18 protein-coding genes are annotated in these 23,645 nt (G+C 72.8%); 12 read left to right on the top strand and 6 right to left on the bottom strand.

Going from position 1 to position 23,645, the window contains the following annotated elements; translation table 11 throughout:
- Window positions 1-288 precede the first annotated feature (288 nt).
- From ABT263_RS23300 to ABT263_RS23325, 6 genes are all read left to right on the top strand, one after another.
- Entirely contained in the window at window positions 289-4,464 is a 4,176-nt protein-coding gene (locus tag ABT263_RS23300) for a SpoIIE family protein phosphatase (RefSeq protein ID WP_352292879.1), read from the top strand.
- A complete protein-coding gene (locus tag ABT263_RS23305; protein WP_352292881.1) occupies window positions 4,464-4,778 on the top strand; it encodes an STAS domain-containing protein in 315 nt (104 codons plus the stop codon). Before ABT263_RS23300 ends, ABT263_RS23305 begins: the two co-directional genes overlap by 1 nt.
- 169 nt (window positions 4,779-4,947) lie before the next feature.
- Window positions 4,948-5,826: a nuclease gene (locus tag ABT263_RS23310; RefSeq protein WP_352292883.1), complete on the top strand. Its 879-nt coding sequence runs from the start codon at window positions 4,948-4,950 to the stop codon at window positions 5,824-5,826.
- 285 nt (window positions 5,827-6,111) lie between these two features.
- Window positions 6,112-6,444 (top strand): hypothetical protein, encoded by a 333-nt coding sequence (locus ABT263_RS23315; protein WP_352292885.1) that lies wholly within the window; start codon window positions 6,112-6,114, stop codon window positions 6,442-6,444.
- Between the two features lie 98 nt (window positions 6,445-6,542).
- A complete protein-coding gene (locus ABT263_RS23320; RefSeq protein ID WP_352292887.1) occupies window positions 6,543-6,839 on the top strand; it encodes a DUF3253 domain-containing protein in 297 nt (98 codons plus the stop codon).
- Window positions 6,840-6,998: 159 nt separating this feature from the next.
- Complete coding sequence (locus ABT263_RS23325; RefSeq protein ID WP_352292889.1) at window positions 6,999-9,344, top strand: ATP-binding cassette domain-containing protein; 2,346 nt, start codon at window positions 6,999-7,001, stop codon at window positions 9,342-9,344.
- Window positions 9,345-9,491: 147 nt separating this feature from the next.
- Here ABT263_RS23325 and ABT263_RS23330 read toward each other — a convergent pair whose 3' ends face one another.
- Together ABT263_RS23330 and ABT263_RS23335 are read right to left on the bottom strand one after the other, a co-directional pair.
- Window positions 9,492-10,967 carry a SulP family inorganic anion transporter gene (locus ABT263_RS23330; RefSeq protein WP_352292891.1) on the bottom strand — a complete coding sequence of 492 codons (1,476 nt, stop codon included), beginning with the start codon at window positions 10,965-10,967 and terminating at the stop codon, window positions 9,492-9,494.
- Window positions 10,968-11,010: 43 nt separating this feature from the next.
- Window positions 11,011-11,613, bottom strand: a complete 603-nt coding sequence (locus ABT263_RS23335) for a carbonic anhydrase (protein WP_352292893.1) — start codon at window positions 11,611-11,613, stop codon at window positions 11,011-11,013.
- Between the two features lie 521 nt (window positions 11,614-12,134).
- On the opposite strand from ABT263_RS23335, the gene ABT263_RS23340 reads away from it, so the two are divergent.
- On the top strand, window positions 12,135-13,640 hold the full coding sequence (locus tag ABT263_RS23340) for an alkaline phosphatase family protein (protein WP_352292895.1): 1,506 nt from the start codon (window positions 12,135-12,137) through the stop codon (window positions 13,638-13,640).
- A 295-nt stretch (window positions 13,641-13,935) separates the two neighbouring features.
- On the opposite strand, the gene ABT263_RS23345 is transcribed toward ABT263_RS23340, so the two are convergent.
- A complete protein-coding gene (locus ABT263_RS23345; RefSeq protein WP_352292897.1) occupies window positions 13,936-14,742 on the bottom strand; it encodes an LPXTG cell wall anchor domain-containing protein in 807 nt (268 codons plus the stop codon).
- Window positions 14,743-15,024: 282 nt separating this feature from the next.
- Complete coding sequence (locus tag ABT263_RS23350; protein WP_352292899.1) at window positions 15,025-15,213, bottom strand: hypothetical protein; 189 nt, start codon at window positions 15,211-15,213, stop codon at window positions 15,025-15,027.
- A 285-nt stretch (window positions 15,214-15,498) separates the two neighbouring features.
- Between ABT263_RS23350 and ABT263_RS23355 the strand changes: the two genes are divergently transcribed.
- The 4 genes from ABT263_RS23355 (at window position 15,499) to ABT263_RS23370 (ending at window position 19,593) form a co-directional block, all read left to right on the top strand.
- Window positions 15,499-16,035, top strand: a complete 537-nt coding sequence (locus ABT263_RS23355) for a hypothetical protein (protein WP_352292901.1) — start codon at window positions 15,499-15,501, stop codon at window positions 16,033-16,035.
- 34 nt (window positions 16,036-16,069) lie between these two features.
- Window positions 16,070-17,371, top strand: a complete 1,302-nt coding sequence (locus ABT263_RS23360) for a NucA/NucB deoxyribonuclease domain-containing protein (RefSeq protein ID WP_352292903.1) — start codon at window positions 16,070-16,072, stop codon at window positions 17,369-17,371.
- 7 nt (window positions 17,372-17,378) lie between these two features.
- Window positions 17,379-17,870, top strand: coding sequence for a hypothetical protein (locus ABT263_RS23365; protein WP_352292905.1), 492 nt, complete (start codon window positions 17,379-17,381; stop codon window positions 17,868-17,870).
- Between the two features lie 346 nt (window positions 17,871-18,216).
- On the top strand, window positions 18,217-19,593 hold the full coding sequence (locus ABT263_RS23370; protein ID WP_352292907.1) for a glucose-6-phosphate dehydrogenase: 1,377 nt from the start codon (window positions 18,217-18,219) through the stop codon (window positions 19,591-19,593).
- 64 nt (window positions 19,594-19,657) lie between these two features.
- On the opposite strand, the gene ABT263_RS23375 is transcribed toward ABT263_RS23370, so the two are convergent.
- A complete protein-coding gene (locus ABT263_RS23375; RefSeq protein WP_329485190.1) occupies window positions 19,658-20,008 on the bottom strand; it encodes a beta/gamma crystallin domain-containing protein in 351 nt (116 codons plus the stop codon).
- 382 nt (window positions 20,009-20,390) lie between these two features.
- On the opposite strand from ABT263_RS23375, the gene ABT263_RS23380 reads away from it, so the two are divergent.
- Window positions 20,391-20,789 (top strand): hypothetical protein, encoded by a 399-nt coding sequence (locus ABT263_RS23380; protein WP_352292909.1) that lies wholly within the window; start codon window positions 20,391-20,393, stop codon window positions 20,787-20,789.
- An 87-nt stretch (window positions 20,790-20,876) separates the two neighbouring features.
- On the opposite strand, the gene ABT263_RS23385 is transcribed toward ABT263_RS23380, so the two are convergent.
- Window positions 20,877-23,447, bottom strand: a complete 2,571-nt coding sequence (locus ABT263_RS23385; protein ID WP_352292911.1) for a collagenase — start codon at window positions 23,445-23,447, stop codon at window positions 20,877-20,879.
- Window positions 23,448-23,645: the final 198 nt, after the last annotated feature.

The following is a 23,645-nucleotide window of genomic DNA, read 5'->3' on the forward strand; positions in this document are numbered from 1 at the left end:
CATCGATCATGCCCGACCTCACGGGCTCTCCGGCACCCGTATGCCACGGACGCGGCGGGCCAAACCTGCGTCTTCGCGCACGGGTCCGGCTCCCTCCCGCGCGGCGGGGGCGGCGCCCGCGGCGCTGTCATCGGACGATTCGAAACGCCCGTCCGGGGCAGACGGGGGCGTCGTGGCTTCTACGATGGGGCCAGGTGCCTCGACACGGACGGGGCGACGGTCGGAGCCGGTGGCGAGAGGTGCGGATGGTCGCCGGTGCGAACCGTACGGAAGGAGAGGACGCGTCGGATGGGCCAGCCCGAAGGAGTCGAGTACGGGGCGACGGCGGGTGCCGGTGTCGACATCTTCGAAGGCGACCGCGAGGTCGGGCGCGATCTCGCGGCGGTGGACTGGACGGCGACGCCGCTGGGCGCGCCGACCGGCTGGCCGCAGAGCCTGCGCACGGCCGTGAGCATCCTGCTCTCCTCCCGGTTCCCGATGTGGATGGCCTGGGGCGAGGACCTGACGTTCTTCTGCAACGCCGCCTACCGGCGCGACACCCTCGGCCGGAAGTACCCCTGGGCACTGGGCCGGCCGGCGAGCGAGGTGTGGGCGGAGATCTGGGACGACATCGGCCCGCGGATCGGGACCGTGCTGACCACGGGCCGGGCGACCTGGGACGAGGCGCTGCTGCTGTTCGTGGAGCGTTCCGGATATCCCGAGGAGAGCTACCACACCTTCTCCTACAGTCCCCTGCGTGACGACGACGGCCTCGTGAGCGGCCTGTTGTGCGTGGTCAGCGAGGAGACCGACCGGGTCATCGGCGAGCGGCGGATGGCGACCCTGCGGGACCTCGGGTCGGACCTCAGCGTGGTGCGCACCGAGGAGGAGACACTGGCCTTCAGCACCCGTCAGCTCGCCGCCAACCCTCATGACCTGCCGTTCGTCCTGACCTACCTGGCGCGGCCCGACGGATCCGCCCGTCTGGCCGCCGCGACCGGCCTGCCCGCCGGGCACCCCGCCGCCCCGGCCCTCCTGCCCCCGGGCGGCACACCCGGGGTGTGGCCGTCCCCGCTGGCGGCGCAGGCCGAACCGGTGGTCGTCGCCCTCGACGGTCCCGCGTTCGCGGACCTTCCCACCTTCGGCCGGCCGGCTCCGCCCACCCATGCCCTGGTCGTCCCGCTGCTGCGCCGGGGCGACGCGCCCTACGGCTTCCTGGTGGCGGCGCTCAACCGCTACCGGGCAGTGGACGAGGGCTACCGGGGATTCGTCGAGCTGGCCGCCGGCCACGTCGCGGCAGGGGTCGCCGGCGCCCGCGAGTACCAGGCCCAGCAGCAGCGCGCCGACGAACTCGCCGCACTCGACCGGGCCAAGACCGCCTTCTTCTCCAACGTCAGCCACGAGTTCCGCACTCCCCTGACCTTGATCATGGGCCCGCTCGAAGAGCTTCGGACCAGGCTGGCCGACGCCGATCCGCGCACGAGGGAGGAACTGGACGTCATCCACCGCAACGGGCTGCGGCTGGGCAGGCTCGTCAACACCCTGCTCGACTTCTCCCGGATCGAGGCCGGCCACCTGCGGGCCAGCTACGAACCGGTCGAGCTGGCCGCGACCACCGCGGAGCTGGCCAGCGTCTTCCGCTCCGCCGTCGACAAGGCCGGCCTGGCCTTCACGATGGACTGCCCACCGCTGGCGGAGCCCGTCCACATCGACCGGGACATGTGGGAGAAGGTCGTCCTCAACCTGCTCAGCAACGCCCTCAAGTTCACCTTCGAGGGCTCGATCGGCGTCGCCGTGCACCGGGAGGACGACCACGCGGTCGTCACGATCACCGACACCGGCGTCGGGGTGCCCGCCGCCGAGCTGCCGCGCCTCTTCCAACGGTTCCACCGGATCGAGAACACCCGCGCGCGCTCCCACGAGGGCAGCGGCATCGGACTCGCCCTCGTCCAGGAACTCGTCCAGGCCCACGGTGGCACCATCACCGCCCGCAGTCGCGAGGGCGAGGGCACGGCCTTCACCGTCCGCCTGCCGTTCGGCCACGCCCACCTCCCCCAGGACGCGCTGGCCCCCGCGCCCGTGGCGCCCGCCCGCGCGTCGGCCGCGGCCGACCCCTACCTGGAGGAGGCGCTGCGCTGGCTCCCCGGGAGCGAACGGGCCGCCCCCTCCCGGTCCACCGAAGTGCCGGACAGCGCCGCACCCCTCGGCGGGCGGTCGGCCCAGCCCCGCGCCCGGGTGCTGATCGCCGACGACAACGCCGACATGCGCGAGTACCTCAGCCGGCTCCTCACCGGCCCCGGCTACCTGGTCCGGGCCGTCGCCGACGGCCTGGCGGCGCTGGAGGCGGTCCGTGCCGAGACCCCCGACCTCGTCGTCAGCGACGTCATGATGCCCGGCCTCGACGGTGTGCGGCTCGTGGCCGCGCTGCGCGCCGACCCGCGGACCGCCGCCGTCCCCGTCATCCTGCTCTCGGCCCGCGCCGGACAGGAGGCCTCCATCGAGGGCCTCGACGCCGGCGCCGACGACTACCTGGTCAAACCCTTCGCCGCGGCGGAACTGCTCGCCCGGGTCCGCGCCACCATCGACATGACACGGCTGCGCAACCGCCACGCGCGCTGGCGCACAGCCCTGGTCGACTCCCTCCAGGAGGGGTTCTTCGTCTGCGACGAGCACGGCGACGTCATCGAGGTCAACGCCGCGTTCACCGCCATCCTCGGCCACGGGCCCGAAGGCCTGCCCTACCGGTACCCCCAGCCGTGGTGGCCCGAGCGCGACGCCGACCCCGACGCCCACCGGCTGGTGGCCGACGCCCTCGCCGAACTGACCGGCCGGGAGCACGGCACCTGCACCATCCCGGCCACCCACCGCGACGGCCGTCAGGTGTGGGTGGCAGCCGCCTTCAACCGCGTCCAGGAGCCGGAGAGCGGGCGCCGCGTCATCGTCGGCACCGTCCGTGACGTCACCTCGGAGCACCACGCGGCCCAACGGGCGACGGCCCTGGCCTCGCTCGGCACGCGCCTCGCGGAAGCCGCCACCCTGCCCGACGCCATGGCCGCGGCCATGGCCGAGCTGCGACGGGTCTGGCGGGCCGACACCGTCCTCGCCGTGCTGTTCCCGCCCGACGGGGCCCCGGTGCTGACCGCCACCGACCCGGAACAGCGCTGGGACGACCTGCCGGCCGAGCGGCGCGAGACCCTCACCGCCCTGGGCACGCGCCCCGCCCTCACCCCGGTCACCGACCGGGCCGACGGCTCCGGCATCGTCCTCGAACACCCGCGCGGCACGCTCCTCCTGTGGATCGACCGCGAAGGGCAGCGACCCTTCACCGAGCAGGACCGGCTCCTTCTCTCCCAACTGGCCGGCCGCCTGGCCCAGGGACTGGCCCGGGTGCACCGGATCGACCAGCAGCGCGAGACCGCGATAACCCTGCAACGCGCCATCCTCGGCCCCTCCCACCTGCCCGGCGGCTTCGCCGTACGCTACGAGCCCGCCACCCGCCCCCTGGAGGTCGGCGGCGACTGGTACGACATCGTGGCCCTCCCCGACGGCCGCACCGGCATCGTGGTCGGGGACTGCGTCGGGCGCGGGCTCACCGCGGCCACCGTCATGGGCCAACTCCGGAGCGCCTGCCGCGCCCTGCTCCTCCAGGACCCCTCACCCGCCCGCACTCTCGCGGCCCTGGACCGCTTCGCGGCCGACATCCCCGGGGCGATGTGCACCACCGTCTTCTGCGGAGTGCTCGACCCCGCCGACGGCCACCTCGTCTACTCCAGTGCCGGCCACCCTCCCGGCGTCCTCACCCACCCCGACGGGACCACCGTCCTCCTCCAGGACGGCAACGCGCTGCCCCTCGCCGTCCGGACCGGTGCGGACCGGCCCGAGGTCCGGTGCACCATGCCGCCGCGCTCCACCCTGCTGCTCTACACCGACGGTCTGGTGGAGCGCCGCCGCCGCCCCCTGAGCGAAGGCGTCGACCGGGCCGGAACCATCCTGCGGGAAGGGCGCGCGCTGCCGGTCGACGACCTCGCCGCCCGCCTCATGGCCGCGCTCGCCCCCGACGACGGGTACGACGACGACGTGGCCATCCTGCTCCACCGCCACCCCGCCCCGCTGGAGGTGACCTTCCCCGCGGAGTCCGGGCAGCTCGCCCCCGTCCGGAACAGCCTCCGCGGCTGGTTGAACCGGTGCGGGCTGCCCGCGCCCACCGTGCAGGGCGTCCTGGTCGCGGCCGGCGAAGCGTGCGCCAACGCCATCGAACACGGTCACCGTGACGCGCCGGGCGCCCGGATCCGCCTGTCCGCCGTCGCCACGGCCGCCGAGCTGCGCCTGACCGTCGCGGACACCGGCCACTGGAAGATCCCCGGACACCGGGCCGACACCGACCGCGGTCGCGGCGTCGCCCTGATGAACGCCCTCATGCAGCAGGTCACCATCACCCCCGGCAGCGGCGGCACCACCGTCGACATGCAGCTAAGGATCGCCTGATGACCACCGCGCTCGTCCTCACCCCCGGCCACGGCCCGGGCGGCTCGCCCGTGCTGCGGGCGGCCGGCGAGATCGACCTGGCCAACGCCCACGAACTCGCCGCGGCCATCGACCGGATCCCCGAGTCCGACACGCCCCTGACCGTCGACGTCAGCGCCGTCGAGTACCTCGACAGCGCCGGCCTCACCGTCCTCTTCGCGCGTGCCCACCGGATCCGGCTGATCACGAGCCCGCTCCTGACCCCGCTGCTCACCGTCTCGGGCCTGAGCCAACTCGTCTCGGTCCGCGAGGTCATCGACCCGCCGCCGAACTGAGAGCTCCCCCCGCGCGCCGGGGCCGTGCCGTCACGGGGGACGTGCCGCGCGCGGCTCCGCACCGGGCGCCGGCCCCGGCGCGCCCCGCCAAACGCGCCGACGGCACGGTCCCACCGTCCGTCCACGAAGGGCATCACAATGAGTCGCAGTCCAGTCACCGGAGGTACTCATGACCATGATGCTCGTCAAGGGCCGCTACGAGATCAAGAACTTCGAACCGGACGGCGACACCGTCCACTTCCTCCCCGACGACCCCGGCTTCTGGCCCGAGCTGCCCGGTGAGCACAAGGTCAAGCGGAACGCCCACGGCGGCGCCGGCCTCCGGCTGGACGGGATCGACGCACTGGAGACCCACTACCAGGGAGTCGGCCCCGACTTCGTGCACCAGCCGCTCGATCTGGGCGCCCACGCGGCCCGGGACGCCCTGCTGACCTGGCTGGGCTTCACCGACGTCACGCGGGGGGCGGACGAGAAGGTCACCTCCGCCACCCCGGACACCGTCCCCGGCTTCGTCCTCGCCAGCGGCGCCGACACCTACGGCCGCTGCATCGCCCTGGTCGGCCGGGGCACTCCGACACCGGACGCCAGGAGCGGGACGATGATCAGGGTCGACGTACCGCTCCTGCGCCAGAGCGCCAACCACGAACTGCTCTCCCGCGGCCTGGTCTACCCGACGTTCTACTCGAACCTGCCCCGGGAACTGCGCCTCGACATGGCGGCGACCGCCCGGCAGGCACAGGCCGCGAAGGCACCCGGCAGCGTCTGGGCCACGGACGTCACCCACAGCGGCGCCCAGATCGATGACCTGAGCTCGATCACCGACCGTCTGGTCATCCTGCCCAAGCTGTTCCGGCGCCTGGCCGACTACCTGCGCCTGTTCGGCCCCTCCCTCGACTCGCTCCCCGCCTACCTGGCCGGCGCGGACGACGAGTTCTTCCTCTCCGAGCAGACGACCTCCACCAGAGGCCTGCACCGCGTGATCGACATCAACGACGGCACGGTCAAGCTGCGCCCCGGCATCGAGGACATCGTCTTCGTCGAGAAGTGAACGAGAAGTGAACCGGAAGGCCGACGGCAGGGGTGCCGCCGGCATCCTCGGCTGCTGCGTCCGTTCCTGGCCGGTGCGGAGGCGAAAGCAGGGTGACCCGGCCCGGGGGCCGGCGTCCGAGGCACGCCCCGGCCGAGGTGGCCTTCTCCCGCTCGCACATCCTCGGCCCCGCACCTGGTCAGGACTGCCGTGATGTCCCTTCTCCTCCCCCGCCGGGCCGGCGGAGGCAGACGGCTCGGCGATCAGCTCCTCGGCTCGCGCCGATGGCCCCGGTCCCCGAGGATCATGCCTGTGGGCACCCAGCGGCAGGGACCTGAGAAGACGGCCGACGGGCACTTCGTCGTGATCGACGGCCGCCGGTGGCGGGCGACGGACCCGTCCCTGCCCGAATCCACGGCCGCTCGTCTGCGACGCCACCTGATGGCGGCCCGCCGCGCGGTGCGCGCCGCCCTGGCGGCGGGGGACTCGGAGGCGGAGCGCGAGGCCCGGTCCCGCGTGCATGCGGCGAAGACGGCCCTCGGGGAACGGGGGACGCCGTGGTGGGAGCAGTCCGCCCGGGAGCGCCGCGAGCGATGGGAGCGGGGCCTCGCGGACCTGGACGCCAGGAGCGAGCGGTGACGGCCACGGCCACGGCCACCCGCACCGGACTCTCCGAGCACCGCTCCCACCCGCGCCTGGTCGGGCCGGCCCGACCGGCCCAGTGCGATACTCGGGTGGTGGCGAAGGATCCGCAGAAGGTCGACCGGCTCGTCGAGCGGACTATTCTGACCCTGCTGGAGCGTCGTGGGCCGACCTCCTCGATCTGCCCCTCCGACGCCGCCCGGGCGGCGTACGCGGGAGAGGGCGAGGGATGGCGCGCGTTGATGGAGCCGACTCGCCGGGCCGCGTGGCGGCTGGCTTCGGCGGGTGAGGTCGAGGTCACTCAGGCCGGTCGCCCTGTCACGCCCGCCGAGGTCCACGGCCCGATCCGCATTCGTCGAGCGCGGGGACGAACGACCCGCACCGAGCCGTAGGCCATCCCCGCCGTCCCGATGGTGGTGGCCGGTGAAGGGCGCCGTGCTGTCAGAGCGCGCGGACGGCGGCGGCGCGAGGGCTCCCCGCCGGGGGCTCGCCGAGTGCGGCGCGTCGCGCGCAGCACCCCGTCCCCGTGGGCCGCGCCTACGATGGCGGCCATGGCCGATCACGCTGCAGCAGGCGAGTCCGTCATCCGTATCGTCGGAGCGGCCGCCAACAATCTCGCCCAGGTGAGCGTCGACCTGCCGAAGAAGGCGTTGACCGTGGTCACCGGGGTTTCCGGGTCCGGCAAGTCCTCACTCGTGCTGGACACGATCGCCGCCGAGGCACAACGCCTGGTGAACGACTCGTACCCGTCGTTCGTGAGGAACCGCCTTCCCCACATGCCGGCGCCCGAGGTGCAGTCGATGAGCGGTCTGACGTTCACGGTCATCATCGATCAGCGCCGCTTCACCGGAAACGCCCGGTCGACGGTGTCGACGGCTTCCGACCTCGCTCCCCTGCTCAGACTCGTGTTCTCACGGATCGGCGTGCCCTCCGCCGGATACTCGCCGGCCTACTCCTTCAACGATCCGACGGGCATGTGCCCCGCGTGCGAAGGCCTCGGCACTGTCGTCGACATCGATGTCGAGGAGTTGATCGATCCGGAGAAGAACATCGACGAGGGACCTGTTCGATTCAGCCAGTTCCGCCCCGGCGTCTACCGCTGGAAGCGCTTCGCCTACTGCGGGCTGTTCGACCGGGAGAAGCCGCTGAAGGACTACACGCGGGACGAGATGCGGCTGTTCCTCTACGCGGATCAGCTGAAGCTGCCTAATCCGGATCCGCGCTTCCCCAAGACCGCCCGCTTCGACGGCGTCGTCACCCGGATGCGGGACGTGTACGTCAAGAACCGTCCGACCAAGATCTCACCGCAGGTGCGGGAGGAGCTGGACCGTCTGACGACGCACCGCGTCTGCCATGAGTGCGGCGGAGCGCGCCTGAACGCCGCGGCCCGCGCCAGCCTGATCGAAGGGCGCTCGATCGTCGACTGGTCGGCGATGCCGGTGGCCGAGCTCCGCGAACTCCTGGCGGCGCTGGAGGATCCGCGGGTGGAACCGGCCCTCGACGGGATCCGGCGGACCTTGGACGCACTGCTCTCCGTCGGGCTCGGATACCTCTCGCTCGACCGCGAGTCGTCGACGCTGTCCGGTGGCGAGGCACAACGGGTCAAGATCGTCCGACACCTGGGCAGCGCCCTCACCGACATCACCTACGTCTTCGACGAGCCCTCGACGGGCCTGCACCCCGCCGATGTGCAACGTCTCAACCACCTCCTGCTGCGGCTGCGCGACGCCGGCAACACCGTGGTGGTCGTGGAGCACCACCCCCAGGTGATCCGAATCGCCGACCATGTGATCGACATGGGACCGGGGGCGGGTTTACGGGGCGGGCTGGTGCAGTTCGAAGGTACGCCGAAGGCTCTGGCCGGCAGCGACACCGTCACCGGACGGCTGCTCTCGACGCCCCTGCCGCTCGCACGCGCCAACCGCGGGCCGCGAGCCTTCGTCCGCGTGGAGAACGCCTCCGCGCACAACCTCGCCGGCTTCGACGTCGACATTCCGCTCGGCGTCCTCACCGCGGTCACGGGCGTGGCGGGTTCCGGCAAGAGCTCGTTCGCCACCAACGAACTCCCCCGGCAGCAGCCCGAGTTCACGGTCGTCGGGCAGGACCCGCTGCGCGGCGGGGTACGGTCGATGCCGCTCAGCATCCTCGGCGTCGCGGACAGCGTGCGCGAGGCGTTCAGTGCCGCCTCCGGGCTCGAACCGGCCTGGTTCAGCTTCAACTCCAAAGGCGCCTGCCCCACTTGCCGGGGCAGGGGCTACATCACCACCGAACTCGCCTTCCTCGACGACGTCGCGACACCCTGCGACGTCTGCGGGGGCGAACGCTTCAACCCCGCCGCCATGAAGGTCCGGCTCGACGGCCGGACGATCGCCGACGTCCTGAGAATGCCGGCGGGCCCCGTGGCGGACCTCTTCGCGGACCGCTCCGACATCGTGCGGACGATGGGCTGGCTCGAACGCGTCGGACTCGGCTACGCCGCCGTCGGACAGTCGCTCGACACCCTCTCCGGCGGCGAGAAGCAACGCCTCCTGCTGGCCCGGCACCTCAGCGGCTCGCCCGGCTTCGCCGAGGAGCGGATCGTCCTGGACGAACCGACGACCGGTCTGCACCCCAGCGACGTCGAACGGCTCGACCTGCTGTTCGCCGACCTCGTGGACGCCGGTGCGACGCTGGTGGTCGTGGAGCACAACCTGCGCGTCGTCGCCCAGGCCGACCATGTGATCGACATCGGCCCCGGAGCCGGGACGGACGGCGGCCGCCTGCTCTTCGCCGGCCCGCCCGCCGAACTGCTGCGCCGGGCGGACTCCCTCACCGGACGCGCCCTGGCGGCGGCCACCGAACAGCGGGGTACCGGGGCCGCCTCCCGCAGCACGGCCGGCGCCACCGCCGCCGGGTGACGCCGCGGCCGTTCCTGAGTACCGCCGGATCCGCGGGTTCGGCGGGGCGGCACGGCGCGGGCGGCGGAGCGGGCACGGCAGCGACGGGCCGATCCGCCGCTACCGCGCCGTCGCTCCTCGGAAGCAGCAGACCCTGGGCAGCGGCGGTCAGACGCCGACCGGGACGCGCACCACGAGCGCCTCACCCACCCGGTTGTGGCGCTCCTCCCAGGTCTCCAGCGCCGTCCGGCAGGCGTGGTCGAGGTGGCGCAGGCCGGTCAGGTCCAGGTGGACGGTCCGGCCGGCGGGCAGTCGCTCCAGCGTGTCCAGGAGCCGGGGCAGGCGGAGGAAGGTCGCGTTGCCGGCCAGTGTCACCCCGACCGTTCCGTCCCCGCGCTCGTCGACCTCCACGTGCAGGTGCGAGGTGTCCCAGGCGCTCTTCAGCACGGAGAGCAGCAGGCCGAGCAGCACCCCCTCGAAGAGGTTGGTCACCACGACGGCGACCGCCGTGGCCATCAGGATCAAGGCCTCCCCGCGGTGCGTCCGCCACAGCGGAACGAGCGCCTTCGCCGGCACGAGCTTGGCCCCGGCGTGCACCAGGACCCCGGCCAGCGCGGCGAGCGGGATGACCGACAGCGCGGCGGGGAACAGCGCGGCGAACAGCAGCAGCCAGAGGCCGTGCAGCACGCGGGAGGCCTTGGTCCGCGCCCCGGCCTGGACGTTGGCGGCGCTGCGCACGATGACGGCGGTCATCGGGAGCGCGCCGAGGGCGCCGCAGACCGTGTTGCCGACCCCCTGGGCGATCAACTCCCGGTCGTAGTGGGTGCGCGGGCCGCCGTGCAGGCGGTCCACCGCCGCGGCGCTGAACAGGCTCTCCGCCGAGGCGATCAGGGCGAACGCGAGCACGGTGCCGAGGACGCCGACATCGCCGAGCGCCGCCAGGTCCGCGCCGCCGGGGAGGTCGATCACCCCGGCCAGGCCGGCGACCTCGACCTTGCCGACGGAGAGGTCGAACACCGCGGTGGCGGCGGTGGCCGCGGCGACGGCGGCCAGCGGCGCGGGCACCGTCCGGACCCGGGCGGGCAGCCGGGGCCAGAGCACCAGAACGGCTATGGTGCCGATGCCGATCGCGGCGGCGGTGAGCGCCCGCGTCGAGGTCACGGTGTCGAGGACCAGGCCGGGGAGGCCCGCCAGCTTGTCGAGTCCGCTCCTGGGCGCTTTCGCGTCGGCCAGCGCGTAGAGCTGGCCGGAGATCAGCACCAGGCCGATGCCCGCCAGCATGCCCTGGACGACCGAGACCGAGATGGCGCGGAACAGGCGCCCGAGCCGCAGCGCGCCCATGCCGACCTGGAGCAGTCCGGCGGCCGCGGTGATCACACCGAGGGCGGCGAGCCCGTGTTCCTGCACGGCCGCGAACACCAGGACGGTGAGGCCCGCGGCGGGGCCGGACACCTGGAGGCTGCTGCCCGGCAGCAGCCCGGTGAGAAGCCCGCCGACGATGCCGGTGAGCAGGCCGAGTTCGGCCGGGACGCCGGAGGCGACGGCCACACCGACGCAGAGCGGCAGCGCGACCAGGAAGACGACGAGGGAGGCGGCCAGGTCTGCCCGCAGGTCGGCGGGCCGGAGGGCGGGACGACGGATCATCAGGTCCTCGGTTCGATGGAGTGGACGGAGGGCAGGCGGCCGGTCACAGCGGGAGGAAGAGTCCGGAGTCGGCCCGGTGCGCGAGCACCAGCCCGGTGTGGACCTCGTAGAACCAGCCGTGGATCCGGACCCGGCCGTCGACCAGTCGCGTCGCGATGCCCGGGTAGCCGCGCAGCTGTTCCAGCTGGGCGAGGACGTGCCGTTGCACGGGCCCGGCCACGGTCGGGTCGAAGACGTCCGTCCCGTCGGCCCGCAGAACGCCGCGGTCGGCGTTGCCCAGCCAGGAGCGGACGGCGGGCGCCAGGCTGAGGTCGTCGCCGCGCACCACCGCGCCGACGGCCCCGCAGTGCGAGTGGCCGCACACCACGATGTCGCGCACGCCGAGGACGTCCACGGCGTATTCGATGGTGGCGGTCTCACCGGAGGCGGAGTCCGCACGGTAGGGCGGGACGATGTTGCCCGCGGTGCGGAGTTCGAAGAGGTCGCCGGGCGCGGCCCCGGTGATCAGGGCCGGCACCACCCGGGAGTCCGAGCAGGTGATGAAGAGCGCCTGCGGCGACTGACCGGTGGCGAGGCCGTCGAGTCCGCGGCCGGCCCGGCCGGCGCGCTCGGGGAAGGCGCGGGCACGGTCGATCAACGGTTCCATGAGGGCATGCCTCCTTCTGCCTCCCGCCACGGACGGCGGGCGGGCGATCGGGATCGGGCAGGGGACGTTCGGCCCAGGCCCCGGGCCCGGACCGGCCGTCGGGCGCGGCGGCGCCGCACGGCCGGTGACCTTCGGTGATCCCTCGATGACCTGATGCATCGTCAAGCGCTAGTAAAGCACGGCCATGAAGAAGGTAAAGCCCGCATCTGGGAGGAAAGTGCGCCGGTCCGGTTAACATCTTGTTACCGCGTCGTGCCGGAGCGGTACGGGGTGCGGGCGGCACGTCTGACGCCGGGCCGGCGCTCCGGCGCGCGCCTCGTCGGCCGCGCACGGATGATCACGAAAAGGTAACCGGTCTGAACCCACGTTCGGGAGTTGTTCACGCAGCCGTGCGTTGTGTGAGGCCGGGGGATCGCCGTGCGGCTCCACACTCTTCGGCGGGCGGCCACCCCGAGCACGTGTTCCCCCCGGCCGTCCCGTCCCGCACCTCCCCCCATCTCCCCACGGGAGTTCCTGTGCACATGTCCCGTTCCGTCCGGGCCGCCCTCGCCACGGTCACGCTCACCGCGGCACTGCTGCCGCTCACCGGCGTCCAGGCCTCGGCCGCCACCGGCCCGTACAAGGGCCTGCCGAACGGCACCAGGACGGCCAAGACCCTGGTGATCGGCGTCGACGGCACCCGGTACGACAAGCTGCTGACCGCCGACGCGCCCACCATCAAGGCGCTGATGGCCTCGGGCCTCACCGCGACCGGCAACCTCTACGCCAACCCGTTGGCGCCGACGCTCTCCGGGCCGGGCTGGTCCACCATCGCCACCGGCGTCTGGCCGGACAGGCACGGCGTCAAGGACAACAGCTTCGCCGGCTCCCGCTTCGACCTCTACCCGGACTTCGCGACCCGACTGGAGACGGCCTCGCCCAGCGCCTCCACCCTGGTCGCCGCCTCCTGGAACCCGATCGCCGACAACGTCTTCCACGGCACGGCGGACCTGCGGATCGACGAGAGCGAGAACGACGTCAAGACCGCCTCGGACGCCGCCGACTACCTCACCAACGGGAACCCCGACACCACCTTCCTCCACTTCGACGAGGTCGACGAGGCGGGCCACAACTACGGCGGCACCAGCTCCCAGTACGCCGCCGCGATCCACTCGGTCGACGCGCTGGTCGGGCAGGTCGTCCAGGCGGTGCGCAGCCGCGCGACCTACGCCTCCGAGGACTGGCTGATCATCGTCACCACCGACCACGGCCACACCGACGCCGGCGGCCACGGCGGGAACAGCGCCGTCGAGCGCCAGACCTTCCAGATCGTCAACGGAGCCGGCTACGCCGCCGGTTCGACCCGCTTCGACGTCAAACCGGTCGACATCGCGCCCACCGTCCTCAAGCACGAGGGTGTCGCCCTCCAGCCGGCCTGGCAGCTGGACGGCAAGCCGATCGACGAGATCGTCCCCGACGCCTTCGACGCCCTGCGCCCCGGCCTGCAGACCCGGGTGGACGAGACCGGCATCCCCGCCACCACCAAGGGCTGGACCCGCACCCCGCCGTCCGGCTGGACCATCGACAACTCCCGGATGCCCAGCGGCGGCGTCACCGAGTGGCGGGGCTGGGCCTTCGCCACGGACGAGTTCTGGACGGCGGCCCAGCTCGGCCAGTCCCGGGAGACCAACGTCCGGGCCCGCAACGTCTTCGCGGTCGCCGACTCCGACGAGTGGGACGACAAGTCGCACGGCACCGGGCAGTTCGACTCCACGCTGATCAGCCCGGCGTTCCCGGTCAGCGGCAGCCAGGCCACCGTCTCCTTCGCCACCGACTACAAGGTCGACGGCCCGCAGACCGGCGACCTGTACGTCGTCTTCGGCACCGGCGCCCCGCAGTTGGTGAAGTCCTACCGCAGTGACCTCAACACCTTCGAGAAGCTCCAGGTCACCGTCCCGGCCGGCGCGACCACGGCACAGCTCCAGTTCCGCTACACCGGCACCAACAGCGCGTTCTGGACGGTCGACCAGGTCTCCGTCACCTCCTGACGCACCACCCGCCCGGGACACGTCGGCCCGGAGCAGCGGGCCGCCACGCCGGAGGGCGGTGGCGGGAGCAGCGGCACCTCCCGCCACCGCCCTCCGGCCTGCCGTCGTGGGCTCCGGCCGCCGGGGGCGCCCGTCATCCGTCCCTCACCCGCCTGCCGTAGCACGGCCTCCAGGGCCCGGTCGGCGGCACCGGGGCGGGGCGGGGCGCGTCCGCCGCCCGACCGGGGCTCGGGACGGTGCGGGCGGGACCGGCCGGTGGCCCGCCCCGCCCGCACCGTGTCGGACGACGGTCAGGTCAGTGCCGGCCAGCCTTGCGGCGGCGCATGACCAGGACGGAGCCCGCCCCGACCAGCACGACGGCGGCGAGCAGGGTCAGGCCGACGTTCGCGCCGGTCGAGGCCAGGCGGTCCGAACCACTCGCCGCCACCGACTCCGAGGGCGAAGCCGAGAGCGAGGGCGAGGCCGACTCGCCCGCGGTCACGCCGGTGGTCGAACCCGTCGAGGGGGTGACCGTCGCGGTGGGGCTGGAGGAGGCCTTGCCGGTGGGCGACGCGGAGATGGAAGCGGTCGTCGTGGCGCCCGGCGAGGTGGAGACGCCCGGCGAGGTGGAGGCCGACGGAGTGGTCGAGGCCGACGGAGTGGTGGAGGCGGAGGGCGCGGGCGTGGACGGCGTCGGGCTCGCGGTGGTGCGCACCGCCGGGCAGGTGTGCGAGAGGTTGAACCACTTCACCGCGCCGCCCGTCACCTCCGCGCTGGCCGAGGTCAGCTTGGCTCCCGGGACGGATCCGACATAGGCGTGCTTGCCCGTCGGCGGCCCGAACACGGTCACCACCTGCGGCGCGCCGTTGTCGAAGGAGACCGTGAGCTTGACGAAGTCCGTCGAGTTACCCGGGAGGACGAAGTGCCAGCCGTCCTGGTCGGCGCCGATCGACCCGCACTTCGCCTCGTGCTCGCCGAAGCCGGCGGCCGTGACGGGAAGGTCCTGGTGGACGGGGACGGTGTAGGTGCCGGCGGTGGCGAAGGCCGAAGGCGCGGTGGGGAGGATCAGGAGGCCGGCGGCCGCCGCCGTGAGAACGGCGCGGGTAGTGAGGGAAGCGCGCATGGTCACCATTCGCTGTCAGAGGTGGTCGCAGAGGGGACGCCGACCGGTCCGACCGGACCGGTCACGGTCGTCTCATGTCCCTCAGCGCCGTCGCCGTCCCGCGCGTCACACCCCGGACGTAACAGTTCGGACACCACTGTGCGTGCCGACCGCCGCATCGCCCCCGACTACGTAGCGCCACCGGCCACCGGGGGCACCGACAGCCGGACAGCCGGACAGCCGAACCCTCCGGCGCGATGCGAGGGGCCAGGGGGTGAGCCGCCCCCTGCCGAGAGCCGTGCCTCAGGGGGCCGTCCGCTCGGCCGGTTCCTCCAGACCGAGCACGGCCAGGAGCAGCTGCTCGTCCTCCAGGTCGCGGGCGTAGGCGGAGATGACCTCGCGGGCCCGGTCCGCGACCGTCCCGTCCGGGGGCCGGGCCACCCGTTCGAGCGAGCCGCCGAGTGTGGAGAGGTCACGATTCACGGCTGACACTGCTACCTCCTCGTTGCCTTGTTCGGAAGCCGACCGCCCACGCTACTGCGGCCGGCCGGCGCGGGCACGTCCGGCCGCCTCGCCCCCGCACCCGGCGCCGAGCGGAACGGCCGGTCCCCGCCCCACCCCCTCGGCGGGACCCGGGCCCGGCCCGGCCGGGGGACGGCGCGAACCAGGGCGCACGCGGGCGAAGGCGATCCACTCGGATGACAGCATGTGTCCGCGCGATGACTGGATGTCACGTTCAATGGGTAGTCCACGAACAGTCAAGCGAGGAGAAGCCGGATGAAGGGCACGTCCCGGATGAACAGCACGACCCCCCGCACGGCGCTCCGCCTCGCGGCCGCCGCCCTGACGATCGCCGCCGCGACCGCCTTCACGCCCGGCACCACCGCGCGGGCCGACCAGGCCGCCACCGCGTGCGCCCCCTCCCCCACCTACCACCTGCAAGCGCTCAACCGCTACGGCGACTGGGAGCGCGCCGCGGAGGTGGACGCCTCGATCAACGCGTGCGCCTTCACGCCCGCCAACGAGTGGACGTTCGACGTCGCCCAGGCCGCACCGAACCGCGGCTACGGTCTGGCCGGCTGGAGGATCCGTGCCTGGTTCCAGAACCAGGACCAGACGCCCGACTACCGCACCGTCGTCCTGAAGATCCGCGTCGACCACTGCTACCCCAGCGGCACGTGCGCGAACGACCTCGCCGCGTTCGACGTGAAGCACCGGCTCTTCCGCGACTCCTACACCCGGCAGGTCATCACCGACACCTCCACCGAGGTGATCGGCGACCCCCGCGGGTGGCGCATCGACCCCCGCTCCTGAGCCCCGGACTCCCAGAACAGGAATCGAGGCAACGATGCGCTCGGACCGCCCCACCCACCGCCGGCCCCGCCGACGCGGCGCCGTGACCGCCCTCGTCACGGCGCTGCTGACGCTGGCCACCGCCGTCGCCGTCACCCCCGCCCGCGCGGCGGGCACCGGCGACGCCGCCGCACGCCGGGACTACGTCCTGCTGGCCCCCGCCCACGTCCCCCTGACCGAACCCGGCCACGGACAGCCCCTCGACCAGCTCCTCGGGCGCATCCGCGCCATGGAGCCCGGTCCCCACGAGAACCACGCCCCCCGCACCGCCAAGCGCTCCGGCCAGGACGACCTGCCCGCCTACGAGTGCCGCGAGCAGGACGCCGCCTTCCACGACCAGGGGTACGGCAAATCGCGGTTCGTCACCTGCCAGGCCTTCCACCTCCACCCCACCCACGTCACCTGCTGGTGGATCTTCTGCTCCGTCACCGGCAGCGCGGACGCCGAGATGACCGACGTCCAGTACGGCCACAACGTCCGCCGCGAGGTCGACGTCGTCCAGGTCCTCGACAACTGGCGGCTCGAAGGCGACATCGCCGAGGTACCGCTCAGCGTCGACGTCACCTGCACCGCCCGGCCCGGGTTCGGCCCCTCCGTCGTCGACAGCGGCTTCGGCGGCCCCTACGTCCAGCCGATCGGGCTGTGGGCCGCCGAGGGCTCGATCACCAGCCGCTACTACTCCTTCCGCCAGGACTCCGCCGGCGGCATCGGCAGCGCCCTCATCAGCTACGCCGACCTCGCCGCGCACGTCTCGGTCATCGGCGAGGGCGCGGCCAACCCCTACGACGGCCCCAACAGCGGCATCCGCTGCGACTCCGCCTCCTACCTCGTCAGCACCGCCTCCGGTGAGGGCTGCGTCTTCCCCTGGGTCACCGAGACCCTGCACCTCCACCGCGCCGACCACCCCGAGTCCGCCGACCACATCGTCACCGCCCAGTACCACCCCGACCAGACCGTCCCCGACGCGCCGAACAAGCAGATCCCCGGCGCCCCCGGCGCGGCCCCGCTGCACCGCGTCGCCGACCAGAGCGCCATCGACGCGCACCGCGTCGTCGCCGTCGCCGCCTGCCTGAAGTACTTCCCCGACTACGCCCACGAAGGCCTGGACTGTGACGAGTACCCCTTCGCGTCGACCCTCGAAGGCGCCGACGACAACCTCAAGAACTACAGCGTCGAGCCCATCCACGACTGGGACAACCGCGGCTCCGGCGGCCGGCTCAGCGGCTTCTACCAGAACCGGCGCATCCTCGGCAGCGACTTCACCAATGACCCGTTCCACGTCCAGATCGACCCCTGAGCCGCCCGTGGACCCCCGCGCCGACCGGCCCCCGGCCGCACCCGTCGGCGAACCCGCCGCCGAACTCGCCATCGAGGTGCGCGCGGAGAACCACCTCTTCCACCTCGTCGACACCGCCGCCCCGCCCAGCGGCGACGCCGACGACCGGCCGCCCACCCCGGGCCCCGGCCGGCTCGCGACCACCGCGGGCGGCACCGTCACCTTCAACAGCGCCCTGTCCGACCACTACCCCCACGTCACCCTCCAGTACTGGACGGCCCGGCCCCCGGCCCCGCCCGGCCACTGGCCCCAGCACATCCGGCTCACCGTCGACCTCGAAGGCGGCCGCCTCGCCCTCACCTCCGGTGTCTCCCACCTCCCGGCAGCCGCCGAGCTGCCGCTCCCACCCGGCCACTACACGCTCGCCGCCCACCGCGGCGCCCTCCACCCCACCCCGTCCCTCCTCCCCCACCGGGCCGAGCACTGGCTGCTCCAGCTGTGGCCCCGCCGGCACCCGTGATGATCCTCGTGGGCACCGCCCGGGCGGCTCGCGGCAGCCGGGGGCCGTCCGGTGGGCACCGGGACCGGCGACCCGAGGCGCGACGCCGCTCCGCAGTGCGAGCGAGTCGACACGTCGGGTTATATCGTCCCTCCATGAGCGATCGTCAGTCGGGGCCGGGCCGGGCGCACCTGAGGGGCCCCGGCGGTGTTCTCACGGAAACGGCCCCGGTGCGAGTGCCGCAGCGGCGGGGGCCGTCCGACGGTTCCGCGTGGTCAGGGGCCGGGCCGGGTAAGGCGACCGGCGCCCGGGCGGCCCACCCCGACCGGCCGGGCGGGCGTGGATCCGTGCGACCGGGAGCCCGGCGGTGACCGCCGACGCGCTGGTGATCTTCGGCATCACCGGCGACCTCGCGCACAAGATGACCTTCCGATCGCTCTACCGCCTGGAGGCGGCCGGCCTCCTGGACTGCCCGATCATCGGCGTGGCCCTGGAGGACTGGTCGCACGACCACCTGGTCGCCTCCCTGCGCGAGGCCCTGCGGACAGCCGGTGAGGAGGTGGCGTCCGGGCCGCTCGAACGGCTGGCCCGACGGCTCTCCTACCTGCGGGGCGACTTCACCGACCCGGCCACCTACCAGGCGCTGAGCGCGCTGCTGGAGGGCGCCGCCAGGCCGCTCTTCTACCTGGAGATCCCGCCCTCGCTGTTCGGCCCGGTCGTGGAGGCGCTGGCCGCGGCGGGCCTCACCGCGCACGCCACGGTGATGCTGGAGAAGCCCTTCGGCCATGACCTGGCCTCCGCCAGGGCCCTCAACGCACGGCTGCACCGGGTGCTGCCCGAGGACCGCGTCCTGCGCATCGACCACTTCCTCGGCAAGCAGCCCGTGCTGGACATCCAGTTCCTGCGGTTCGCCAACTCGCTGCTCGAACCGGTCTGGAACCGCGACCACGTGGCGGCCGTGCAGATCACCATGGCCGAGGACTTCGGCGTGGAGGACCGGGGAGCGTTCTACGACCCGGTCGGCGCGCTGCGCGACGTGGTCCAGAACCACCTCCTCCAGGTGCTCGCCCTGGTCGCGATGGAGGCGCCGGTCGGCCCCGGCCCGGACGCGCTGTGGGACCGGAGGGTCGATGTCTTCCGCGCGACGGCGGACGTCGATCCGGCGCACTGCCTGCGCGGCCAGTACGAGGGCTACCTCGACGTACCCGGCGTCAAGTCCGGCTCGGTGACCGAGACCTACGTCGAACTCGGCCTGGAGGTGGACAACTGGCGGTGGAGCGGAGTGCCCTTCTCCATCAGGGCCGGCAAGGCCCTGGCCGCCAGGGCCACCGAGGTACGGGTGGTCTTCAAGCGCCCGCCACGGCTCGCCTTCCTGGACCAGCCCGCGCATCCTGACGCCAACGAACTCGTCCTGCGGATCGACCCGGACCCGGCGCTGCGGCTGGGCATGCTCTCGAAGGAGGCATCCGGCCGCTCGGCCCGGAGCGTCCACCTCAGCCTGTCCTTCGCCGCCGAACTCGGCAGGCCGCCCGAGCCCTACGAGCGGCTCCTCAACGACGCGCTGACCGGCGACCGTTCGCTGTTCACCCGGCAGGACGTCGTGGAGGAGACCTGGCGGGTGATCCAGCCCCTGGTCGACCACCCGCCGGCGCCCGTGCCGTACGCGCGCGGGACGTGGGGACCCACCCCGGGCCTCGGCCGCACCGCCTGGCGGCCGCCCTGGCTCTCCAGCCCCCACCCGTAGGTTCACCACGCGCCGCACCGCCGGCCGGCCGGTCGGCGGTGCGGCGCGTCCGAACCGCGGTCCGTCAGAGGATCTCGATGGACTTCACCTTCGGCGGACGGTTCGGGAACGTGATGTCGGTCCACCGGTTGATCCTGACCGAGTCACCGTTGGCGTCGTAGTAGATCAGGTCGTTGTTCCCGGTGGAGATCCGGTCGACCCACCAGCTGCCGAAGTCGGTGCGGCCCCCGTTCGCGTAGCAGTCCACGCTCTGTCGCCCGTCGAGGTGCGACCAGATCTTCAGGAAGTTCTCGCCTCCCCGGCACTCGACGTGGTCGATGGCGTACGCGCTGGACGGCACCGCCACCGTCAACGCGGCCGCCGCGGCGAAGGTGGCGGCCGCGGCACTCACGAACTTCCTCGTTTTCGAGATCACGAATTCTCCTCGGAAACGGACCGTCGAACGCCCGGAACCGGGCACCTTCCCGCCGGCCGTCCCCGCGGACCCGGATCACCGCGACCGGGACCGCCCCGGCGGCGCCACGCCCGCGCCGTCCCGCACTCCCACGCCGACGGCCGCGGCCGAGCAGGTGCCGCGGGCTTGCGTGGAGGCGGTCCGGAGGGACTCACGGCGACTCTTCGACGCGCCACGGCCGGTGTCGGGCGAGGACCGTGCACGGCTGTCCGGCCTCGGTGCCGTCAGTCAGGCACGTGCGCGCCCTGCAGTCATCTGACGGATGCCGCCCGGGTGACTGCACCGGGACAGTGGAGGTGTTCCGCACACATCCCTCCCGAAGCACACCCGAGGAGTCATCACCATGAGGAAACTGTCGAACGGGCTCGCCAGGACGGCCGGCGCCCTGGGCCTCACCGTCGCCGCGCTGACCGGCCTGTCGGCCGCCCCGGCCTCGGCGGGTACCGCCGCCGCGGCCGGCTGCACCAAGTACTACTCGAACGAGAACATCCAGGTCCAGGTCGACAACTGCTCGTCCGGCTGGGTGTGGCTGTACGCCGCCGACCCCGGCACCTACTTCAAGGCCACCGTGATCGTGACCGACTCGTTCGGACACGTGCAGCCGGAACTGGCCGTCGACCGGGGCAAGTCCACCGCGAAGAAGTTCGAGCAGGTCCACAGCTTCCACCTCTGCGGCACCAAGTACCTCAGCTGGGCTCCCCCGACCTGGAAGACCTACTGCACCAACGAGATCTACGTGTGACGGACCGGCCGTGACGGCGGGGGCGGTCCGTGTGGCACGGACCGCCCCCGCCCCGCCGTCCGAGGTCCGTCAGGACGGCGGGAGCGCTCAGAACTGGGTGCTGACCGTGACGCCGCTGAAGTCGGTGACGGCGTACAGGCTGAGGTAGCGGTAGCCGGCGGTCGGGTTGGTGACGGTGAGGGACTGGGTGGTCCCGGTGCCGGTGGAGGAGGCGGTGAAGGCGCTGGGCAAGGCCCAGGTGCCCGGGTTGTAGTACAGGTGCGCGGTGCCGGTGCCGCCGGAGGTGGTGACCTTGAGCGTGGAGGTGCCGGCCGACAGGTAGACGTACAGGTAGTCGGTGCTGCCGGCGGTCGCGGCGCGGCCGGTGCGCGAGCAGTTCCGGCCCATCGCGTCGGCGCGCTGCTCGGTGCAGTTCGGCAGGGTGACCGGGGCGGCGGTCACGGTGACCGAGGCCGGGGTGGTGGCGGTCCTGCCGGTGTCGTCGGTCGCGGTCAGGGCGACGGTGTAGGTGCCGGCGGCCGCGTAGGTGTGGCTCGGGTTGCGCTCGTCCGAGGAGGTGCCGTCGCCGAAGGTCCAGTGCCAGGCGGTGATCCGGCCCGGGCCGGTCTGGACGGACCGCTCGGTCGCGCTGACGGTGGCGCCGTTCACCGACGTGTCGAACAGCGCGGTCGGGCCCGCCGCGTAGCAGGCCCCGGCGGCGCAGGCGGTGAGCCAGGCGTCGAAGTCGGCGTCGTAGGAGGTGCCGAGGCCGTTGTAGACCGCGTAGCCGCCGGTGTAGTCGCCGACCCGGAACCGGCCCAGCATGGCCTGGACGTCGGCGGGGTGCTTCTCCAGCATGTACCGGACGGCCAGGTAGCCCCAGGCGTAGACGCGGGTCGAGTCCGAGTTGCCGTAGGTGTTCTGGAAGACCGTGCTGAGCTTGTAGCTGTGCTTGGCCGCCTGGGCCATCGCGTCGGTGTCGGTGGTGACGCGGTAGCTGTAGGACATGTACTCGGCGAGGCCCTCGACCCACCAGATGTCCGGGACGGACGTCTGGGTGGCGAAGCTGCCCTTCATGTCGTAGATGCCGTCCAGGTAGTGGGTGTACTCGTGGTTGAGGTTCCACACCCGGGCGGGGTCGCCGTTGTTCCACGCCTTCTGGTACATGACGTTCGCGGCCCGGTTGTTCGGGTCGGTCGGGTCCATGACCGTCTGGCCGCCGTTGTCGGTCGAGTTGCCGAAGATCGCCCACGAGTAGGTGGTGTAGTCGGTCTTGTTGGCGAAGACCCCGAGGGTGACGGTCTTGTCGTACTGGTTCGGGATCGGCCCGTTGTCCTTGACCACGTTGTGGAAGAACGCGTCCTCGTTGCGCAGGCTCGCGCAGACGGTGGCCAGCTCGGCGGCCGACAGCGCCTGGGTCTGGATGGTGCGGTTGTCGCAGACCAGTTGGTGCGGCAGGACCACCGCGGTGAGCTTGGCGGGCAGGTCGCAGATGCCGTAGTACGAGCACTGGCCGTTGTCGTAGACGGTGGCCTGGAAGGCCGTGTGGACGTACAGCGGGGCGTCGGCCGTGAGGAGCGGCGCGGCGTCCAGCACCCGCTTGACCAGCGGCTTGGCCACCGCCTCGACGGTGGCGCTCGTCCCGGCCATCCGGGCCAGGTCGTTGCCCGCGTTGGTGTCGAGGACGGCGTTGGGGCCGCTGAGCAGGTCCTTGTGGTTGACCGCGAAGTTCGCGAGGGAGGTGACGAGCCGCGGGTCGGCGCCGAGCGCGCTGACGAAGGCCGGGTTCGTGTTGCCCCGCCAGAGCGGGAACCGCAGCACGGAGTTGACCGCACCGACCATCTTCGGCAGGGCGTTGTAGGAGTTGTCGAAGTCGTCCAGCACCCGCTGGTAGACACTCAGGTAGGCGCCCTGGATGTTGGCGCTGTCGGTGAGCGTCAGCACCTCCCTGAGCACCTCGCCGTTGTTCTCGGTGACGTCGTGCCAGCGGGCGCCGGCGAAGAAGGCGTCCAGGCCGGCCTTGACGCCGCTGGTGAGCGTGGCGTCGTACGGGCCGGTCGCGTCGGGGTAGTACGACTGGATGTAGTAGCCCACCCGCAGGAAGAGCACCAGTTGCAGGATGCCGGTCGAGTTGTCGCCGGTGTAGCCGGCCGCCAGGTCCTTGAACGCGGCGGCGACGGGCAGCATCCGGGCCTGCTTGAAGATGCCCGGGTCGGCGCTGCCGTTGCCGAACAGCGAGGAGACGCAGTCCGTGGTCGAGCCCTTGAGGAACGCGACCAGGTCGGCACCGGAGCGGGCGGCGAAGTCGGCCGGGGTGCAGCTCTGCTCGGCGGCGCCCGCGAGCGCGGCCGAACGGGAGCGCGCCGCCACGGAATCGGGGCGGGCCGGGGCCGGCTCGCCCATGAGGGTCTCGCTGAGCAGTGCCGGGGATATCGGGACGGCGGGGGCGGCGAGGTCCTCGGACCGGGCCGTCGTCGCGCCGGGGCCCGAGGGGCCGGCCGGCTTCGAGGCGGCCGCGGCGGCCGGGGTGGCCGTCGGGGCCGGGCCGGCCGTCGCGATCCGGATCGGTCCGTCGGCGGCGGGTGCCGCGAACGCCTGGGCCGGGAGCACGGCGGTGGCCGTGGCGCAGCAGGCGATGACGCCGGCCGCGAGGGTGGAGAGCCGTGTGCGCAGTTGCACGCCGAGTCCTTCTGCGAGTGGGGGCAGCCTGACGTGAGGTCGGGCTGAACGAAGGAAATCGACACGGATCCTGCCATCGAATGGGCGACAGAACAATGTCACAGGTCATATTGCGCGACAGATTCCAGCCAGGGCCAGGTCACCGGCCTCCCCGTCACCTCCGCCGCCTCCGGCGGGTGATCCGCACGGGCCGTCGTG

Source organism: Kitasatospora sp. NPDC001603 (genome assembly GCF_040298365.1).
Classification (GTDB): Bacteria; Actinomycetota; Actinomycetes; order Streptomycetales; family Streptomycetaceae; genus Kitasatospora.

Coding starts and splice junctions, on each gene's coding strand:
- ABT263_RS23300 (WP_352292879.1), top strand. CDS start 289: ATGGGCCAGCCCGAAGGAGTCGAGTACGGGGCGACGGCGGGTGCCGGT.
- ABT263_RS23305 (WP_352292881.1), top strand. CDS start 4,464: ATGACCACCGCGCTCGTCCTCACCCCCGGCCACGGCCCGGGCGGCTCG.
- ABT263_RS23310 (WP_352292883.1), top strand. CDS start 4,948: ATGACCATGATGCTCGTCAAGGGCCGCTACGAGATCAAGAACTTCGAA.
- ABT263_RS23315 (WP_352292885.1), top strand. CDS start 6,112: ATGCCTGTGGGCACCCAGCGGCAGGGACCTGAGAAGACGGCCGACGGG.
- ABT263_RS23325 (WP_352292889.1), top strand. CDS start 6,999: ATGGCCGATCACGCTGCAGCAGGCGAGTCCGTCATCCGTATCGTCGGA.
- ABT263_RS23330 (WP_352292891.1), bottom strand. CDS start 10,967: ATGATCCGTCGTCCCGCCCTCCGGCCCGCCGACCTGCGGGCAGACCTG.
- ABT263_RS23335 (WP_352292893.1), bottom strand. CDS start 11,613: ATGGAACCGTTGATCGACCGTGCCCGCGCCTTCCCCGAGCGCGCCGGC.
- ABT263_RS23340 (WP_352292895.1), top strand. CDS start 12,135: ATGTCCCGTTCCGTCCGGGCCGCCCTCGCCACGGTCACGCTCACCGCG.
- ABT263_RS23345 (WP_352292897.1), bottom strand. CDS start 14,742: ATGCGCGCTTCCCTCACTACCCGCGCCGTTCTCACGGCGGCGGCCGCC.
- ABT263_RS23355 (WP_352292901.1), top strand. CDS start 15,499: ATGAAGGGCACGTCCCGGATGAACAGCACGACCCCCCGCACGGCGCTC.
- ABT263_RS23360 (WP_352292903.1), top strand. CDS start 16,070: ATGCGCTCGGACCGCCCCACCCACCGCCGGCCCCGCCGACGCGGCGCC.
- ABT263_RS23380 (WP_352292909.1), top strand. CDS start 20,391: ATGAGGAAACTGTCGAACGGGCTCGCCAGGACGGCCGGCGCCCTGGGC.